16 protein-coding genes and 1 tRNA gene are annotated in these 16256 nt (G+C 73.3%); 10 read left to right on the top strand and 7 right to left on the bottom strand.

The window, feature by feature from the left end:
- Positions 1-88: 88 nt before the first annotated feature.
- Positions 89-928, bottom strand: a complete 840-nt coding sequence (rsmI, locus tag OG767_RS04795) for a 16S rRNA (cytidine(1402)-2'-O)-methyltransferase (RefSeq protein WP_405094135.1) — start codon at positions 926-928, stop codon at positions 89-91.
- 92 nt (positions 929-1020) lie between these two features.
- Between rsmI and OG767_RS04790 the strand changes: the two genes are divergently transcribed.
- The 3 genes from OG767_RS04790 (at position 1021) to OG767_RS04780 (ending at position 5116) form a co-directional block, all read left to right on the top strand.
- Positions 1021-2691, top strand: coding sequence for a dolichyl-phosphate-mannose--protein mannosyltransferase (locus tag OG767_RS04790; protein ID WP_405092326.1), 1671 nt, complete (start codon positions 1021-1023; stop codon positions 2689-2691).
- A 359-nt stretch (positions 2692-3050) separates the two neighbouring features.
- Entirely contained in the window at positions 3051-4340 is a 1290-nt protein-coding gene (locus OG767_RS04785) for a VWA domain-containing protein (RefSeq protein WP_405092325.1), read from the top strand.
- 2 nt (positions 4341-4342) lie between these two features.
- On the top strand, positions 4343-5116 hold the full coding sequence (locus tag OG767_RS04780) for a peptidase (RefSeq protein WP_405092324.1): 774 nt from the start codon (positions 4343-4345) through the stop codon (positions 5114-5116).
- Positions 5117-5172: 56 nt separating this feature from the next.
- Here OG767_RS04780 and OG767_RS04775 read toward each other — a convergent pair whose 3' ends face one another.
- Positions 5173-5442 (bottom strand): hypothetical protein, encoded by a 270-nt coding sequence (locus OG767_RS04775; RefSeq protein ID WP_107157130.1) that lies wholly within the window; start codon positions 5440-5442, stop codon positions 5173-5175.
- Positions 5443-5562: 120 nt separating this feature from the next.
- On the opposite strand from OG767_RS04775, the gene OG767_RS04770 reads away from it, so the two are divergent.
- From OG767_RS04770 to OG767_RS04750, 5 genes are all read left to right on the top strand, one after another.
- Complete coding sequence (locus tag OG767_RS04770) at positions 5563-6219, top strand: 4'-phosphopantetheinyl transferase (RefSeq protein WP_405092323.1); 657 nt, start codon at positions 5563-5565, stop codon at positions 6217-6219.
- 78 nt (positions 6220-6297) lie between these two features.
- Positions 6298-7593 (top strand): hypothetical protein, encoded by a 1296-nt coding sequence (locus tag OG767_RS04765; RefSeq protein WP_405092322.1) that lies wholly within the window; start codon positions 6298-6300, stop codon positions 7591-7593.
- Positions 7594-7722: 129 nt separating this feature from the next.
- Complete coding sequence (locus tag OG767_RS04760) at positions 7723-8442, top strand: VOC family protein (protein ID WP_405092321.1); 720 nt, start codon at positions 7723-7725, stop codon at positions 8440-8442.
- A 258-nt stretch (positions 8443-8700) separates the two neighbouring features.
- The gene (locus OG767_RS04755; RefSeq protein WP_405092320.1) at positions 8701-9432 is read left to right on the top strand and encodes a G5 domain-containing protein; all 732 of its coding nucleotides are present in this window, start codon (positions 8701-8703) and stop codon (positions 9430-9432) included.
- A gap of 66 nt (positions 9433-9498) precedes the next feature.
- On the top strand, positions 9499-9963 hold the full coding sequence (locus OG767_RS04750) for a hypothetical protein (protein WP_405092319.1): 465 nt from the start codon (positions 9499-9501) through the stop codon (positions 9961-9963).
- Positions 9964-10087: 124 nt separating this feature from the next.
- On the opposite strand, the gene OG767_RS04745 is transcribed toward OG767_RS04750, so the two are convergent.
- A complete protein-coding gene (locus tag OG767_RS04745; RefSeq protein WP_405092318.1) occupies positions 10088-10957 on the bottom strand; it encodes an alpha/beta fold hydrolase in 870 nt (289 codons plus the stop codon).
- A gap of 96 nt (positions 10958-11053) precedes the next feature.
- A complete protein-coding gene (locus OG767_RS04740) occupies positions 11054-12136 on the bottom strand; it encodes an EcsC family protein (RefSeq protein WP_405092317.1) in 1083 nt (360 codons plus the stop codon).
- 477 nt (positions 12137-12613) lie between these two features.
- Here OG767_RS04740 and OG767_RS04735 point away from each other — a divergent pair, with 477 nt between their 5' ends.
- Positions 12614-12997: a hypothetical protein gene (locus OG767_RS04735; RefSeq protein WP_405092316.1), complete on the top strand. Its 384-nt coding sequence runs from the start codon at positions 12614-12616 to the stop codon at positions 12995-12997.
- Positions 12998-13443: 446 nt separating this feature from the next.
- A complete protein-coding gene (locus OG767_RS04730) occupies positions 13444-14139 on the top strand; it encodes a proteasome protein (protein ID WP_107157124.1) in 696 nt (231 codons plus the stop codon).
- Between the two features lie 87 nt (positions 14140-14226).
- Here the strand turns inward: OG767_RS04730 and OG767_RS04725 are convergent.
- From OG767_RS04725 to OG767_RS04715, 3 genes are all read right to left on the bottom strand, one after another.
- Positions 14227-14300 (bottom strand) — tRNA-Ala (locus OG767_RS04725).
- A 238-nt stretch (positions 14301-14538) separates the two neighbouring features.
- On the bottom strand, positions 14539-15321 hold the full coding sequence (locus OG767_RS04720; protein WP_405092315.1) for a hypothetical protein: 783 nt from the start codon (positions 15319-15321) through the stop codon (positions 14539-14541).
- 178 nt (positions 15322-15499) lie between these two features.
- Positions 15500-16138: a GNAT family N-acetyltransferase gene (locus OG767_RS04715; RefSeq protein WP_405094134.1), complete on the bottom strand. Its 639-nt coding sequence runs from the start codon at positions 16136-16138 to the stop codon at positions 15500-15502.
- Between the last annotated feature and the right edge of the window lie 118 nt (positions 16139-16256).

Below are 16256 nucleotides of genomic sequence, written 5' to 3'. Positions count from 1 at the left end.
TGGAAGGAGGGGCCCCTTGTTAACGCCTCCGGTAGAGAAGGGGCCCCCTCTCACCGCGAGGTGTTAAAAGGGGGCCCCTCCTTACACGTCAGCGGTGCACGACCGCGTAGACGTCGCGGCGGCGCAGCCCGTACGCGGTCGCGACCTCGGTGATCGCGTCCCGCCGGGACGCCCCGGCCGCCTCGCGCCCGGCCACCGCGGCGCGCAGCGCGTCGTCGTCGGGGCGGACCGCCGGGGTCGCCGGCGCACCGGCCACCACCAGCGTGATCTCGCCGCGTACGTCCCCCGCGGCGGCCCACTCGGCCAGCTCGCCCAGGGGCCGGCGGACCACTTCCTCATAGGTCTTGGTCAGCTCGCGGCAGAGCGCGGCGGGCCGGTCCGGGCCGAACGCCTCGGCCAGGTCGACAAGCGCCCCGGCGATCCGGTGGGTCGCCTCGAAGAGCACCAGCGTGCGTTCCTCGCCGGCCAGTGCGCGCAGCCGGGAGCGGCGGGCGCCGGGGGTGCGGGGCAGGAAGCCCTCGAAGCAGAACCGGTCGCAGGGCAGCCCGGACAGCGCCAGCGCGGTGGTGACCGCGCTCGGGCCGGGGGCGGCGGTGACCGGGACGCCGGCCTCCAGCGCGGCCCGGACCAGCCGGTAGCCGGGGTCGGAGACGCTCGGCATGCCGCCGTCGGTGACCAGCGCGACGGTGTAGCCGGCGGTGAGCACCTCGGCCAACTCCGGGGTGCGCCGTTCCTCGTTGCCCTCGAAGTAGGAGACGATCCGGCCGGGCACGGTGATGTCGAGGTCGCGGGCCAGCCGGGTGAGCCGCCGGGTGTCCTCGGCGGCGACCACGTCGGCGGTGGCGAGCACCTCGCGGAACCGGGTGGACGCGTCGGCCGGGTTGCCCAGCGGCGCGCCGAGCAGCACCAACCGTCCCACCTCGGACATTTCCCCCACGACGTGCGCTCCTTCATCGATGGTCGTACCAATTTCGGGGACGATGGACGCCACCGGGCACCCTCGCAGCCTACGATCGCCGGGTGACGAGTGCCTCGACAGCACAGGAGCCCTCCACCACCGACCGGGCCGCCGGCTCACCGGGCGACGACGGCGGTGGCATCCCGGCCGCGGTCCGGCGTCGGCTCGCGACCGTCGACGACCATCTGGGCCGGGGGCAGGCGTGGCTGGCCACCGCCGTGGTGGTGGCGATCGCCGCGATCCTGCGCTTCGTCGGGCTCAGCCACCCGGCCGGCAAGGTCTTCGACGAGACCTACTACGCCAAGGACGCCTACGGGCTCATCGACCGGGGCGTCGAGTGGAACTACAAGGACAACGGCCCGTCGTACGTGGTCCACCCGCCGCTGGGCAAGTGGCTGATCGGGCTCGGCGAGTGGGCCTTCGGCTACCAGGACGCCGAGACCAACATCTCGGTGCCGGGGCACCTGATGACCACCGCCCCGGAGTTCGGCTGGCGGTTCGGCGCGGCGGTCTGCGGCACGCTGTCGGTGCTGCTGCTGGTGCGCATCGGCCGGCGGATGTTCCGCTCCACGACGCTCGGCTGCGCGGCGGGCCTGCTGCTCGCGCTCGACGGTTTCCACCTGGTGCTGTCCCGCACCGCGATCCTCGACATCTTCCTGCTGTTGTTCGTGCTGGCCGCGTTCGGCGCGCTGGTGCTCGACCGGGACGCCCGGCGGCGACGCTGGGCCCGGGCGTTGGAGGCGGGGCTCGACCCGACGGCGCCGGGGCGCGCCGGCCGGCCGGCGTCGGGCTGGCGGAACTGGCCGTGGTGGCGGCTGCTCGCCGGCGTGCTGCTCGGCGGCGCCTGCTCGGTGAAGTGGAGCGGGCTCTACTTCGTGCCGGCGTTCGCGCTGCTGGTGGTGCTCTGGGAGGTCGGCGTCCGCCGATCGGCCGGGGTCCGCCGCCCGTGGCGGGACGCCGTCCTCGACGAGTTGCCCTGGCTGCTCGCGGCCGGCGTGCTGATGGTGGTGACCTACGTGGCCACCTGGTCGGGTTGGCTGCTGAGCGACGAGGGCTACTACCGCCTGGCCGCCCGCTATCCGAACGTCGAGGGCCTGAGTGACACGCCCGTGTTCGGCGCGCTGATCAACCTGTGGGAATACCACAAGGCCGCGTACGGCTTCCACACCCAGCTCGACGACCCGCACAAGTACCAGTCCTGGCCGTGGCAGTGGCTGCTGCTGGGGCGGCCGGTGGCGTTCTCCTGGTCCGGTGACGGCAACTGCGGCGCGGCGAGCTGCGCCTCCGAGGTGCTGCTGCTGGGCACCCCGCTGCTCTGGTGGTCGTTCCTGCCGGCGCTGGCCGCGACCGTCTGGCTGGGCCTGGCCCGGCGGGACTGGCGGGCCGGGGCGATCCTGCTGAGCGCGGCCGCCGGGCTGCTGCCCTGGTTCTGGTTCGCGCTCGACGGCCGGACGATGTTCTCGTTCTACGCCGCGCCGGCGGTGCCGTTCCTGGTGCTCGCCGTGGTCTACGTGCTGGGCGCGATCGTCACCCCCGCACCGGTCACCGGCACGGCCGCGCCGCCGAGCGAGGAGCAGACCAATGACCGCCGTCTGGTCGGCGGCATCATCGCGGGCGCCTACGTGCTGCTGGTCGCGCTCTGTTTCGGCTACTTCTATCCGATCTTCGTGGGGAAGCTGCTGCCGTACGCGGACTGGTCCGCCCGGATGTGGCTGGACGGCCGCTGGATCTGAGCCCGGCTGAACACACGACGGCCCGGTGGAGACCTCTCCACCGGGCCGAAATGTGCTTGCGCCCACGCCGCCGATCTGCTTAGCGGCCCTGGGGCAGAAAAAGCGCGCCCCGATCGCCTGCCACGGGGGAAGCGGGCGATTGGGGCGCGCAAGAAAGAGCTTAACCACACTGCGCCGACCGCACAACGGGTGCAGCTCAGTCAGATTTCCGACCAACGCGCCACCCCCCGAAAGGTTTACATCGGGCAGCTAACGGTGGGTCATCCCCCGGGAACATAACGAGTTCGACACCATCGTCGACCGGGTCGCACCCCACCACCCGGATGATCTTCCATTGTGGATCTCACTACACTCGCCCGGTGATCAACAAGAGACGATCGACGGCTGTCCTGTGGGGACTGCTGGCGGTGATCGCGCTGATCGGTCCGAGCCCCGCCGGGGCCGACGACGAGACCACCGAACCCGCCGCCGAACCACCCAAGGTCGAGCTGGTGCTCGACGTCAGCGGCTCGATGCGGGCCCGCGACATCGACGGGCGCAGTCGGATCAGCGTCGCCCAGCAGGCGTTCAACGAGGTGGTCGACGGCCTGCCCGACGAGACGCAGCTCGGCATCCGGGTGCTCGGCGCCACCTACCGGGGCAAGGACAAGAAGCAGGGCTGCCGGGACACCCAGCAGATCGTGCCGGTCGGCCCGGTGGACCGGGCCCAGGCCAAGGCCGCCGTCGCCGGGCTGCGCCCCACCGGTTTCACCCCGGTCGGGCTGGCGCTGCGCTCCGCCGCGCAGGACCTGGGCACCGGCAGCACCGCCCGCCGGATCGTGCTGATCACCGACGGCGAGGACACCTGCGCCCCGCCCGACCCGTGCGAGGTGGCCCGCGAGCTGGCCGCGCAGGGCACCCGGCTGGTGGTCGACACGCTCGGCCTCGCCCCCGACGAGAAGGTACGCCGGCAGTTGCTCTGCATCGCCGGCGCCACCGGCGGCACCTACACCGCGGCGCAGAGCGCCGACGAGCTGACCGGCCGGATCAAGCAACTCGTCGACCGGGCCCGCGACACGTACACGGTCACCCCGGCGGTGGTCGGCGGCACGGCGGCCTGCGCGGACGCCCCGCTGCTCGCGCCCGGCGTCTACACCGACCGGGAGGCGTTCTCCGAGCACCGCTGGTACCGGGTGCCGGTGCGCGCCGGGCAGGAGCTGCGCGCCTCGGTCAGCATCGGGCTGGACCGGCCGGTGAACCCGGACTACGGCGTGTTGCTGCGGGCCACCGCGCCGGACGGGCGGGAACTGGTGCGCGGCGTCGACGCCGGCAGCGGGCGTACCGACGTGGTCTCGGCCGGCCTGCGCTGGTCGGCCGCCGAGGAGGAGGACGCGGCGGGCCCGACGCCCACCCCGAGCGCGACGGCGACGGCCCGGACCGTCTGCCTGGTCGTCAGCAACTCGTTCGCGCCCCGCGCCGGCACCCGCGCCGAACCGGGCATGCCGGTGGAGCTGACCGTGGACGTGGTCGCCGCCTCCCCCGCCCCGGACGGGCCGGACCTGGGCCGCGGCTGGGCCCTGCTGCTCCTGCTCACCCTGGCCGGTCTCGTCACCGGCCTGGTCGCCGGGCTGCTCACCCGCTGGTGGGTCGCCACCTGGAGGGAGAACTGAGGATGCGTACCCTCATCCGCGTCGCCGCGGCGACCGCCGCCGCCGGCCTCGCGCTCACGCCCGGCGCCGCCCTCGCCGCGCCGAGCCCGTCCCCGGGCGCGACCACCGTGACCAAGGCCGGCACCTCGTTCCTCACCGCCACGACCATCACCGCCGGCCAGCCGGTACGGGTCGGCGCCTCGACCGGCGACCACCTGTACTGGTCGTTCCGGGCCGAGGCCGGGCAGGTGCACGAGGTCGGCGTCACGGTCACCTTCGGAAAGCCGCGCACCGGCCCGTCCACCTGGACGGTCGACGTGTTCGACGGGCTGCGTCGCCGGCAGGCGTGCACGGCCGGCGCGCAGACCCCCACCGTGGACGCGGCGGCGACCGGCGTGACGCTCGGCTGCACGCTGCGCCGGGTGCGGCCGTGGGCCGAGCCGTGGTCCGGCGACCCGCTGCCCGGCACCTACTACGTCCGGCTCTCCGTCACCGACCTGCCCGAGCCCGACCTGGGCCTGCCGATCGAGGTGGACCTGCTGGCCGGCGCGACCGACTCCGACGGCGCGTCCGGTGACGACGGTGAACTGGCGGCGCCACTGGTGCCGAACACGCGGGCCGGGACGGTCCTGACCGCCGAGCCGACGCCGGAGCCGGCCGCCGAGGAGGAGACCGACCTGACCGGCTGGCTCCCCGAAGCCGGCTCGCGCTGGGTGTGGACCAGCGTGGGTGGGGTGCTCGCCGCCGTGGCCGGCGTGGTCGGCTTCGCCCTCACCCGGCGGCCCCGCCGCCGCTGAGACCGCGACCGGTGGCCGCCGCGAACCCGACGCGGCGGCCACCGGAAGCGCGACACTCAGACCGTACGCGAACCGCGCGGCACCCAGCCGATGAACCGGTCCTGCAACGCGGTGACCGGCGCGGCACGCAGGTCGTGCGTGGCTGCCGCCAGGCAGGAACCGAGATAGACGCTCAGCGACGCCCGGTCCACCTGGTACTCGATCAGCAGGTTCCGGCGTTTGGTGGCACAGGGCCAGTCTTCGCCGCACGAGCCGCAGGTCCAGTCGGGCGTCACGGGGACGTGCTCGCCGGACCGTGGTTCCGACGCCTCCACACAGGGGGCCATCGGCCACTCCTTCCATCGATGTCGACGACGCTGCCTCCCCCCACAACGTTCCTTCAGCGCCACACTGCGCTCCGCCGTTACGGTACGGTCACCGCGTGTCCCCGTCACCCACTGACGCACGTGCGTGACCTGTTGCCGTCCACCGTGGCGGTGGCGGTGGCCGGCCCGGCCGACTGGTCCGGCACGCTGCTGCCGGCCGAGCGGGCCGGCCTGGGCGACCGCGCGGTGCCCCGCCGCCGACGCGACTTCACCGCCGGCCGGACGTGCGCCCGCCGGGCGCTCGCCGCGCTCGGCCTGCCGGTCACGCCGCTGCCCACCGGCGCGGACCGCGCCCCGGTCTGGCCGGCCGGCGTCGTCGGGGCGATCACCCACACCCAGGGCTACTGCGCCGCCGCCGTCGCCCGCGCCACCGACGTGCGCGCGGTCGGCATCGACGCCGAGCGGCACCGCCCGCTCCCCCCGGGGGTACGCCGGAAGGTGTGCCGCCCCGACGAGGAGGCGGACCTGGTCCGGCTGCCGTCCGGGCTCCCCTGGCCGACCGTGCTGTTCAGCGCGAAGGAGACCGTCTACAAGGTCTGGTACCCGCTCGTCGGCACCTGGTTGGGCTTCCCGGACGCCCGGCTCACGCTCGACCCCGACGCGGGCACGTTCCGCGCCGAGATCGCGCCGGCCCGGCTCGCCGCCGCCCCGGTGCCCGATCCGCCGTCGTCGATCACCGGACGGTTCGCGGTGGACGACGACCTGATCCGTACCGCCGCCGTCCTGGCACGTCGGTGAGGGCCGGACGGCGGCGTTGTAGCCGGCTTGTACCGTCGTCCCGACTGAAATCTCCTCCGAAGGTGCCCAAGGAGTACGGTGAGCCACCCTCAGCCTCCGTCCGGGTCACAGGACCCGGACCAGCAGCCGCAGGAACCGCCGACGCAGGCGTTCCCCACCGCGCCGATGCCGCCGGTGTCCGGCAGCCCCTGGGCGCCGCCGCCGACCTCGGACGCGCCGACGGCCCCCATCTCGGGCGCGCCCCACCCGCCGGTCTCCGGGCCGCCCCAGCCGCCGGCCCCGCCGACCCAGGCGTTCCCGCCGGCCCCGGCCACCGAGGCGATCCCGTCCCAGCCGACCTCCGGCGCGCCCCAGCCGCCGACCGAGGCGATCCCGCCGGCCCCGCCGACCGAGGCGTTCCCGCCGGCCCCACCGACCCAGGCGATCCCGCCGGCCCCGCCGACCCAGGCCTATCCGCCGACGCCGTCGACCCAGGCGTTCCCGCCGCCACCGTCCACCGAGGCGTTCCCGCCGGCGCCACCGACGTCGGGCGCGCCGTACCCACCGGCTGGGGCGTACCCGCAGGCGGGCGGCTACCCGCAGGCGGGTGGATACCCGCCGCCGGGCGGGGCGCAGCCGCCGTATCCGCCCGCGTCGGGCGCGCCGTACCCGCCGCCGGGTGGGCAGTACCCGCCGCCGGGCGGTGAGGCGTACCCGGCGACCGGGCCGTACCCGCCGCCACCGGGGCAGCCGTTCGGGCCGCCGGCGAAGAAGTCCGGCCGGAACGTCTGGCTCACCGTCGGCATCGTGGTGGTGGTCCTGCTGCTGCTCTGCTGCGGCGGTGGCGTCTTCGCGCTCTACAGCGGCGCGAAGAAGACCAAGGAAGCGATCGACACGCTGCCCACCCCGGACATCAGCTACAGCAACCCGATCGATCCCCCGCCGGCCACCGGTGACCCGTCCGTCACCACGCCGCAGCCGGGCACCACCGACGACGAGACGTTCAACATGCCCGCCGGCGACAAGCTGATCGTCAACGACGACGAGGGCACGGTGGAGATCACCGTCGGCAACTTCCGGACCAAGGACACCGCCTGCCGGGAGTACGCGTCCGCCCCGAAGAACGGCACGTTCCTGATCGCCGACGTGTCCGCCGAGGTCACCAAGGGCACCGGCTCTATCAACCCGTTCTTCTTCACCTGGAAGGGCGCGGACGGCACCGAGGAGAGCGGCATCGCCGGCGCGTTCTCCGGCTGCGGCAAGCTGATGACCTCCGGCAACAACCTGCCGGCCGGTTCCAAGCGCAGCGGCCAGCTCATCTTCGACGTCAAGGACCGCAACGGCGTCGTCGAGTACGAGCACCACCTGCGTACCGCCGGGTCCTGGAAGCCCTGACCGGAGCGTGACCCCGCCCGGGGCCCGGTCCCGTCGAGGGCCGGCCCCGGGGGCCGTTCGGTCGGTGCCGCCGAGCCGTTCGGGTCGTTCCGTGTGCGCGTGCCGCCCGCTGTTCGTCAGGCTCGACGGATGGCGAACGAGACCACCATCCCGCTGCTGCCGTGCCGCTCCCTGGACGACGTGGCGCCGTTCTACCGGGCCCTCGGTTTCGAAGTGACGCACCGGCAGGCGCGCCCCAACCCGTACCTGGCGCTGCGCCGGGAGGATCTGAACCTGCACTTCTTCGGCATGCCGGAGTTCGATCCGGCCACCTCGTACGGCAGTTGCCTGGTCGTGGTGGACGATCCGGTCGGCATCCACCGGGCCTTCGCGGCGGGCCTGCGGGCCGCCTACGGCAAGGTGCTGGTCTCCGGCGTGCCCCGGATGACGCGCCCCCGGCTCCGGCGGAACGCCGACGGGCACACCGGGTTCAGCATCGTCGACCCCGGCGGCAACTGGATCCGGTTCGTGGCCCGGGCCGCCACCCCGGACGCGGACGACGACCGGGCCGGGCTGGCCCGGGCACTGCGGAACGCGGTGGTGCAGGCCGACTCGCGCGGGCTGCCCGAGCAGGCCGCCCGGATCCTCGACGGCGCGCTGGCCCGGCCCGACGCCGCCGACGATCCGGCCGTCCACGTCGAGGCGCTCGTCTACCGCGCCGAGCTGGCGCTGCTGCTGGACGAGCCGGCGTTTGCGCGTGGGCTGCTGCGGCGGGCCGACGCGGTGCCGCTGGACGAGGCGCTGCGCGGCCGGCTGGCCGACACGCTGCGGCACGCCGCCGACCTGACCGCCCTGCTGCCACCGTTGTAGCCGTTCCCGCCGCACCGAGATCTTGGTACAGAACGGCCCCGGCGAGGGCGGTCCCGTACCAAGATCTATGGCGGTGCGGCGGGCCGATCGGGTGGCCGTCGTCGGTCTGCCGGCCGGGGGGCCGGTCGACGGGTGCCCCGGGGCCCGCCGGTTGTCCGAATCCCGCGACTCGTCGTCGCCGGACGCTGCCGCAGCGTCGATGTGGAGCGCACCGATTGACCGCTGGCAATCGTTGCGTACGCAAGCAGACTGTGGTGCGTGACGAACCCATCACCGCAGGTCCCGGGTCCCCGCCCGGCGTATCCCGCTCCGAGACAGTCCTGGTGGCGCCGGCTCTCCAGCGGCGCGAAGGTCGCGGTCGTGGCCTCGGGCGTGCTGGTGCTCTGCTGCTGCGGCGGCGTGGCGATCGGTGCCGGCCCCGACTCCCCCTCGGCTCCGGCCGGGAAGAAGGCCGCGCCGGCCACTTCCGCGACGACCGGTGTCGAGGCGGCGGCGGTCGCCGCGCCGACGACCTCCGTCCCGTCCCCGGCCGCGTCGCCGACCGAGGCGAGCCCGAGCCCGAGCGCGCCGCCGTCGCCCCAGGTCCGGACCACTACCGTCACCGCGACCGCGAAGATCGCCTACTCCACCCGGACCGTCAAGGACGCCACCCTGCCGCAGGGCACGAGGAAGGTACGCACGCGCGGCGTCAACGGGGTGCGCACGCTGACCTACCGGGTGACGGTCACCGACGGCGTGCAGACCGCCCGGAAGCTCATCCGGTCCGTGGTCAGCAGGCAGCCGGTGACGCAGGTGGTCGCCGTCGGCACCAAGCCGGCGCGCAGGTGCGACCCGAACTACAGCGGGGCCTGCGTACCGGTCGCGAGCGACGTGGACTGCTCCGGCGGCAGCGGCAACGGTCCCGCGTACGTCGACGGCCCGGTCCGGGTCGTCGGCAGCGACATCTACGACCTGGACCGGGACGGCGACGGGGTGGGCTGCGACGACTGACGGCTGCTGCCGGGGTGCCGGCGCAAGGGGCGCGGGGGAGGGCTTCCGCGCCCCTATGCTGGGCCGGTGATCCTCGCTGACGCCACCGGTTCCTGGGCCGGCACCAACGGTTTCCGGATGTTGCCCGCCGATCCGTTCGCCGAGTCGCCGGCCACGCTGACCGTGACGACCGCTGCCGGCGGTCACCTGACCACCGTGGCGTACGCGTGGGCGCATCCGGACGACGGCCCGCAGGACGGCCTGCTCGTGATCGCCAGCGGGGAGCAGCCGGGGTCGCTGGCCGCCTGGTGGGGCGACTCGTGGCACCAGCAGCCCACCGCGATGACGCTCACCGGCGCGACGGGCGCGGCGTCGGCGGTCGAGCTGGCCGCGGAGTACGCCGGCGGGTGGGGGTGGCGGATCACGCTGGACGCCGCCGACCCGTCGACGCTGCGGCTGGTGATGGAGAACGTGGTCCCGGCGGACCAGGCCGGCCCCGACACGCCGGCCGGCCCCTACCCGGTCATGGTCACCGAGCTGCGCCGGGCCTGAGGCGGTTCAACCGCACCAGCACCGTGCCGCGTCGCCGCGGAGCCCGCGACGCTCGTAGCGCGGTGACCGGGTCGCCGGCGACGCCCGCGACGCGGTGGCCGGGCGGGAGGCCGGGGCCGGCCGGTCAGCCCTGGTCGTCGAGGATCTCGCGCAGCCGGCGGGCGAACGCCTCCGGCTGGCCGGCGTAGCCGCCCTCCCCACCGACGAAGCCGCCGTGGTGGCTCGGGAAGACCGCCGGCCGCCCGCCGAGCAGCTCGGCCGTCGCCACCGACGTACGGCCGGTGAACGTGTCCGCCGACTCCTCGCCCACCGCGATGACCACCCGGGTCGGTGCCACGCGGAGCGCGTCGACGTCGGGCCGGAAACTGGTGACCGCCACGGACCGGTCGGAGAGCAACGGGTCGTCCCGGGAGCCGTCGTCCTCGACCGGCATCCCGAACGCCGCCGGGTCGGGCAGGGGCCGGGCGAAGTAGTCGTCGGTGAACTCGCCGCGCCACGACGTCATGGCCACGAACGCGGCCATCCCGGCACCCCAGCCGTTCTTCTGGTACGCCTCCTGGCAGGCCGCGGTGGCCCGCGCGGCGGCGTCCGCGTCGGGCAGCAGCGTGACGAGCGGCGGCTCGTGCGCCACCAGCGTGCCCACCGTGTCCGGGTACGCCGCGACGAGGGCGAGCGCGGTCACCGCGCCGCCGCTGCTGGCGAACATGTCGACCGGGCCCGTGCCGAGCGCGTCGACGACGGCCCGTACGTCGCCGGCCTGGGTCTCGGGCACGGAGTCGGTCCGGCCGTCCCGGCGCACGCTGCGGCCGAGCCCGCGCGGGTCGTAGGTGATCACGGTCCGGTCCGGGAAGTACGAGGCCAGCGCCGCGAAGCCGTCGGCGCACATCGGCTGGCCGATCATGAACAGCGGCCGGTGCCCGCCGGTGGTGGTGTTCGGGGCGTGCACGTCGTAGACGAGGTCGACGTCGGGTGTCTGGAGCGTGTGCGTGGTCATGCTCCGGTCGACAGCCGCCGGCCCGGAAACTCATCGGTCCGCCGGGATTCCCATGCCGGTGCGGCTCACGGCGGTGTCCACGCCCACCGCCACCCGTCAGGCGCGGGGACCGTTAAGCCGGTCGTCCGAGGCGGGCCGGACGTCGTCGGCGTCCTCCCCGACGGACGAGTCGCCCTGCTCGACGGACGTGACGTCGTCGAGCAGCTCGTCGACCTCGACCACCGTCGCGTCCGCCTGCGGGGCGGGCTCCGTCGCGTCCGCCGCCGACGCCGGCTTCGTGATCCACTCCTCCCACGACAGCCCGTGCTTCTCCGCCAGGTAGCGGGCGCGGTAGAGCCGGGTCGCGTCCTCGATGGCCGACTGGAGCATGGCGAAGCTGAGCCCGGCGGCGACGAGCGCGCCGGCGATCGGCACGACGTTCGCCAGCCGCGTCCGGACCAGCCGCAGCCCGAGCAGCTTGAAGATCTGCTGGATGACCCGGACGAGAGGGTCCCGGCCCAACTGGGTCCACGTGGCGCGGCGCATCATCTGCTGGGTGAGGCGCGACAGGCTCGCGAGCGCTGCCGTCTTGCTCGCGGACGACGACGCCATGCTGTAGTTCAGGACCCCCATCAGGAACAACTCCTCCTCGGGGTCCCGTGGGTCGTAGCCGTAGTGGACCGCCACCTCGGCCACCGCCCGGCCGAGCAGCGCCAGCGAGATCACCACGTCCGACGCCACCGCGGCGACCGCGACACCCGCCGTGGTACCGCCGCTGACGGTGGTGCTGACCGTCGCGCCGGTGACCGCGACCGAGGCGAGGCCGGATTCGATCACCCCGACGAACGGGATCGTCATCGCGGGCCGACCCTTGTCGAGGTCCTTGAGGTCGAGCAAGCCGAACGGCGAGCCGGCGGCCAGATCCGGGTGGTCGCGGCGCAGCCGCTCGGCCCGCTTCGTCAGCGACGCCGAACGCAGGGCCGGCAGGAAGATCGCCCGGAAGCCACCCTCCAGCGCCTTCATGATGGTCTCGTCGCCGAGCTGCATGGTCCGGCTCCCGCCGGGGATCTTCTTGATCTGTTCGCCGGCACGCCTGGTGAGCGACGCGACCTGGCCGACCATGCGCGCCCGCACGCCGTCGCGGCGCTTCCGCTCGCTCTCCAGCAGGCTGGACCAGGCCCGGGCCTCGTAGTCGGACATGCCTTCCCGCATCAGCGTCCCCCATCGACTCGTGAAAACCCGCTCAAGTCTGGTGCCGGGGACTCGGGCCCTCAAGCGATCCGACAAGCGGCTATCCGACTCAAGAGCGGCCACCCGTGGCGGTGGGCGGTATGGCCGACCCGGGCCCGAGTCCGAAAAGGACAACGGCGGGCCGTCGAACTGCGCGGGATTTGCACCTGTCATGCCGGGTGACACCCGATAAGTCAGTCCGAATAGGGCCAGAGCAGCGATTGTCATGCACTCTAGCGGTTTTACCGATAGCTGCGTTTGGGAGCGCTCCTATCGTAGTCTCCGCGTCACCGACCGATCACCCATCGACGTTTCCGAACGGGGGTAGACACAGTGGACTATGCTCGGCGGAGATCGCTGGGGGGCGGCGGGTGTGCCGATTCCCCGGATGTTGTGTTCAACGAACCATGAAGGCACCGAATGCGGTGCCCGGGAACGGAGTTCGTCATGAAGCTAGCCCGAAGGATCGGATTCACCGCCAGTGCCGTGGTGGCACTTGTTGCCGCATCCGCGACCCCCGCACTCGCCGACTCCGGCGACACCATCTACGGAATTTGGCCGAACCGGATCGCGCACGCGACCTTCACCAGCTACGGCGACAAGTTCACCGTCTGGGACGACGAGAGCGACGGGCGGGCCGCAATCGCCTTCTGGCAGGTGGGGAGCCGCACCGGCCAGTGTGTGAACAGCAACGGCGCGGGCACCTCCAAGACCTGCAACTACGACTTCCCGGAGAACACGACGATCGTCTGGAACCTTACCGCGCAGGGTTGGGCGAACCCCGGCTGCTGCACGGCGATTGTCGGCGGGGAGCAGCGGGACAAGACCTGATCCGAACCGACGAATTGACGCGCGGAAAGCCACCACGGCACCGCCACGCCTTATCTAGTCGGACCGACCGATAAACGATGTGGTGGGGTTGCCGCAGGCAGTGGGATGACGCAGGATCGGCATCCCAAACTGTCTGCGGCAACCTCGCCGCTCACCCACTCGCTCTGAACTTCCGCCGACCATTGGCGTCAATGGTGCAGGCGCACCTGCCTTCTCGACACGAACCGGCCGTGGACGGATCGGGTGGAGGCTCGTCCGACGTCAATCAGCCTGCGGGTAACGCGGAGAATCCACCGGCGGCGACAATCAGCCGGTTGCGAATCGGGGCCAGGGACAGAAACGACGCTGTCATCGTCAGCCGAACGGGCCGACACCTGCCGGGGTGTAGGTGGACGGGATGCCGGGTACCTCGCGCCCAACCCCGTACCCCTGCTCAGGAGGACCTTATGACCGTCGTGCTCGCCGTTGTCTGCAGCGACGGGGTGGTGATCGGTGCGGACTCCCAGATCACCGAGAGCGACCGCGGTCTGAGCTTCCCCGCCCAGAAGCTGCACCCGCTGGGATCCTGCGCCGCCTGGGGCGGCAGCGGCGCGCGGGGAGTACTCAACGACCTGCGCCCCCTCCTCCAGGACTCGGCCACCGCCATCCTCGAAGCACCCGACATCGGCGACGAGTTGCAGGAGCGCGTCCTGCCCGTGTTCAAGAAGCACTATGAGAACTACATCCCGGACGTACCCGGCGAGGGCAGCGGCGGCGGGGTGTCGGCGTACCTGCTCGCGGCCGGCTACAGCCAGGGCGGGCCGTGGGTCGTGGAGATCAACCCCAACGGGCTCATCGGCCGCTACGAGGACGTGGGCTTCCACGCCATCGGCTCCGGAGCGCCCATGGCCCAGCAAGCCGGCGCACTGCTGTCCCACTTCCGGATGACCACGCGCACCGTCGAGTACGGCGTGGTGGGCGTGGTACGCGTGCTGGAGGCGCTGGAGCGGACCTCGCCGTCGGTCGGCGGGCCGTTCAGCGTGGCGTGCATCCGCGAGGAGGGTGCCCACCACCTCGACGAGAAGGAGATCGCCAAGGCGCTGAAGGACTGTCAGCGCTGGCGCGACCTCGAACAGGAAACGCTCGACCGGCTGTTCGACTGACGCCGCGGACGACCGGCGACGTAGCGGCTCGTCGGAGACGGCAGAAAAGGCCGTCTCCGACGAGCGGAGAACGGCCTTTGAATTGGGTGGAGCTGAGGGGATTTGAACCCCTGACCCCCTCGATGCGAACGAGGTGCGCTACCAGTCTGCGCCACAGCCCCTCCGCTGGCGGACCAGCGTAGGTCCCACCCGGCTTGCACCGGGCGGGCCGGCACAAGGCTAACAGGTCACGCCCCCACCACGCGAACCGCCCTGCCCGGCCCCAGGCCCCACCCGGCCCAGCCCGTCGATCTTGGAGTTGTGGCACCTCTGATAAGCCCGCAAAGGGGCGAACCCTGGCACCACAACTCCAAGATCGACGCAGCGCCCTGCGGGGCGAGCGCCCGAGGACAGGCGCGGTCAGGCGCCCCGGCCGGACTGGTACGGGCGGCCACGCAGGCCGCCCGCCCGCCGGTAGGACACCGAGCCGCCGCTCGCGGCCGGCGGCAGGTCCGCGGGCCGGTCCAGGCCCATCGCGGTACGCCGGACCGCCTCCCGCTGGGCGGCCAGCCGGCGCTGCGCCTCCCGCCGGGCCGCCGCGCGCCGGGCCTGTTCGCGGCGCACCTCGGCCTGGCGGGCGGCCAGCCAGGCCGCTTCCCGGGCGTCCGCGCGCCGCCGCCGGCGTTCGGCGAGGGCCCGCTGCCGCAGGTGTACGACGTACGCGACGAGCAGCGCGCCGGTGACCGAGACGCTGATCCAGAACCCGGGCCCGACCAGCATCACGCCGACCAGTTCGACCAGGTTGAGCAGCAGCAGCGCGGCGAGCACCCGGCGTCGGCGGTAGACGGCCGGGGTGTGCCGTCGGCGGGTCGGGTGCCGTCGGCGGGACTGCGCGGGGACCGCCGAGACGGGCCGGAGCCGGCCGGAGCGCCGCCGGACGGGGGGCGCGGAGACCGGACGGGCCAGACCGCCCGTGTCGGAGTTCTCACTCAAGGTGACGATAAGGGCACGGGGCGGATGTACCGGCTGACGTCCGGGCACGGTGCGTCGACGACGCTGGCGCTGAAGCACCCGCGCCGTCGACTGCGCCCGCTCCGCCACCAGCCGCTCGGTGGCGTCGTACCGGCGGACCAGCGCCGGAGCGAGGGCGAGCAGACCGGCGGCGGCGAGGACGGCGAGGAGCACCGACGTCGGCACCCTCACCCCTCCCGTCACCAAGTTCGGGGCGAGCGCCACACGGCCGCAACTTCTTCCGTCGACTCTCGTTAACGGCGCACATCGTGCGGGCCAGCAGCGCTTGCCACAGCTTGCAGTTACTTGAGGTTACGGGCCGCCAACCCGCTTCACCGTGCGCCGCGCCGGGCGTCACGGCCGGAACGGCTCAGCGCCGGCTGTCACGTACGCGGTGCCACCGCGCCAGCAGACCGCCCTCGGCGGCCACTTCCTCGCCGGTCATCGCGTATCCGATGTGGTCCCGCCAGGCGCCGTCGATGTGCATGTACCGCACGTGGTAGGCCTCCTCGCGGAAGCCGAGCTTCTCCACCACCCGCCGGGACGGGACGTTCTCCGGCCGGATGTTCACCTCGATCCGGTGCAGGCCACCGGGGCCGAACGCGTGGTCCACGGCGAGCGCGACAGCGGTCGGGATCACACCCCGCCCGGCGACCCGTGAGTCCACCCAGTAGCCCACGTACCCGGAGCAGAACGCCCGCCGCACGATGCTGCCCACGTTGAGGTGGCCGACCAGCCGCTCCTGCCCGTCCTCGCGCAGGCAGACCGCGAACGGCATGCCGTCCCCGGTCCGCGCCGACCTCCGCTGGTCGGCGTGGACCAGGCGGAACGCGGCCGGCGAGTTCGTCGCGTCCCAGCCGCCCGGCACGTGCGACTCCCACGGGGCCAGCCACTCCCGGTTCGCGCGCCGGATCGCCGACCAGGTCGCCGCGTCGGAACGCCGGTACGGCCGCAGCACCACCGGACCGTCCACCAGCACCGCCGGCCACCCCGGCGCCCGTCGGAACATCACCGACCGCTCACCGGGCCGAAATCGTTCGCGACTGCGGGGCTCCGCTCCGCTGCACTCCTCGCGCTCACCGGGCCGAAATCGTTCGCGACTGCGGGGCTCCGCTCCGCTGCACTCC

It is taken from the genome of Micromonospora sp. NBC_01392 (assembly GCF_045040125.1).
GTDB lineage: Bacteria > Actinomycetota > Actinomycetes > Mycobacteriales > Micromonosporaceae > Micromonospora.
This window is presented reverse-complemented; position numbering and strand designations above follow the sequence as displayed.